Annotated in this window: 1 protein-coding gene and 1 pseudogene; one reads left to right on the top strand and one right to left on the bottom strand. The window is 71.1% G+C overall.

Annotated features, from left to right (window positions below):
- The coding region (locus VIB55_RS07830) for a YeiH family protein (RefSeq protein WP_331876117.1) at positions 1-833 on the top strand (833 nt) is incomplete at its 5' end.
- Positions 834-922: 89 nt separating this feature from the next.
- On the opposite strand, the pseudogene VIB55_RS07825 reads toward VIB55_RS07830, so the two are convergent.
- Positions 923-1885, bottom strand: a pseudogene (locus VIB55_RS07825) (hypothetical protein); the annotation flags it as partial.

The following is a 1885-nucleotide window of genomic DNA, read 5'->3' as shown; positions in this document are numbered from 1 at the left end:
GCCCTCCGTGGGAGCCGGGGATCAAGCTGACGGCCAAGCAGGTGCGGGAGGTGGCCCTCGTGCTCCTGGGCGCGTCGGTGAACCTGCCCCTGCTGCTGCGGGCCGGCGCGCCGCTGGTGATCGCCATCCTCGCCGTGGTCGCCACGGGGCTGGTGGCGGGCTACGGCATCGGCCGCGCGCTGGGGCTGAACCCGCGCCTGGCCACGCTGATCGCCTGCGGAAACGCCATCTGCGGCAACTCCGCCATCGCCGCCGTGGCACCCGTCATCGGCGCGGACGACGAGGACGTGGCGTCGTCCATCGCCTTCACCGCCGTGCTGGGCGTGGTGGTCGTCCTGGGCCTGCCGCTGCTGATCCCGCTCCTGGGCTTCGACGCGTACCGTTACGGCGTGCTGGCGGGAATGACGGTGTACGCGGTTCCGCAGGTGATCGCGGCCACCTTTCCCGTCAGCGCGCTGAGTGGAGAGGTGGGGACGCTCGTCAAGCTGGTGCGCGTGCTGCTGCTGGGTCCGGTCGTGGTCTTCTTCGCCGTGCGCAACCGCAGGATCGGCGAGCAGAAGCTGGCGCCGGGCGCCTTCGTCCCCTGGTTCATCACCGGCTTCCTGGTGCTCGCCGCTGCCCGGTCGCTGGGCGCCATCCCCGCCGAGGTGGCGCTGCCGGTGCGCGAGCTGTCGCGGTGGATGACCGTAGCCGCCATGGCCGCGCTGGGGCTGGGCGTGGACGTACGGGTGCTGGGGCGCGTCGGCGGCCGGGTGATCGCGGCGGTGACGGGATCGCTCATCGTGCTGATCAGCCTGAGCGCCGCGCTGATCGTGCTGATGGGGATCGGCTGACCCGGACACGCACGAGCGCACTTCGACCATCGAAAGAGGCCCGCCCGGATCATCCGGACGGGCCTCTTCTGCTCGCCAGCGCCAGGCGCCTACTTCCGGCGGAACACCGCGACGCGTACGGTCGACGGCGGGTTGCCCGCGCCCACCCGCAGGCGCACGGAGGCGAAGGCGCTGGCGGGCACTCCCACGCGCGAGAACGCCGCCGCGCCGCCGTACGCCATGGTGATGTTGTCCGTCACGCCGTTCGTGGGGACGCGAACGGCGAGCGGATAGCGGTCGCCCGCCGTGTAGTTGATCCAGTTGTCGATGATGTCACGCACGTTCCAGCTGGGGAGCGTGTACTGCGCCGGCGTTCCGCCGCCGACCGCATCGTCGGCGTACGTGGCCGCGACGAAGTCCCGCGCCCACGGCATGGGGTCGGTGCCCAGCGCGTTCTGCAGGTTCACCAGCCCCGTGTCCTGCACCGTCTTCACCAGCGCCGCCCAGAACGCGCCCTCGGTGCCACCCTTGCGGTCGGCCGCGTAGCGCAGGAACGACCAGGCCGCGCCGCGGGTGGGCAGGTTGTCGTTGGCCTGGAAGAAGCCGCCCGTGGTCGGCGAGAGCAGCCACTGGCGCAGGCGCCCCGTGTTGGATTCCATGTACGAGAACCAGGCGCTCTGCACCGCGCCGCCGTCGAACAGCTGGGCTCCGCCCAGGTTGGCGCGCGCGCTCTTCCCCGAAACGTGGTAGAACATCAGCTCCTCGGCCACGTGCGCCAGCCCCTCGTCCAGCCACGTGGCCTCGAACTTCGTGGCGCCGTTCACGTGCAGCCGCCGCGACGCGTTGATCAGGTGCTCGAACTCGTGGGCCAGCGTTCCCACCGTCTTGCTCTTGACCAAGTCTACCGTGCGGACGTTGCCGTTCACCGTGCCGCCAGGATCGGCCGCCAGCATGTAGAACATCTCGGCGCGGTTGCTCGACGGGCACTGCGCAGGCTCGAACAGGTCGCGCGCGTACACGAAGCCGCCCACGTACGCGCTGGATCCCGGCGGGGTGAGCTCGTTCACCGCGCG

This window comes from Longimicrobium sp. (genome assembly GCF_036554565.1).
Classification (GTDB): Bacteria; Gemmatimonadota; Gemmatimonadetes; order Longimicrobiales; family Longimicrobiaceae; genus Longimicrobium.
The sequence above is the reverse complement of the archived record's forward strand: the minus strand, read 5'-3'. Positions and strand labels throughout refer to the sequence as shown.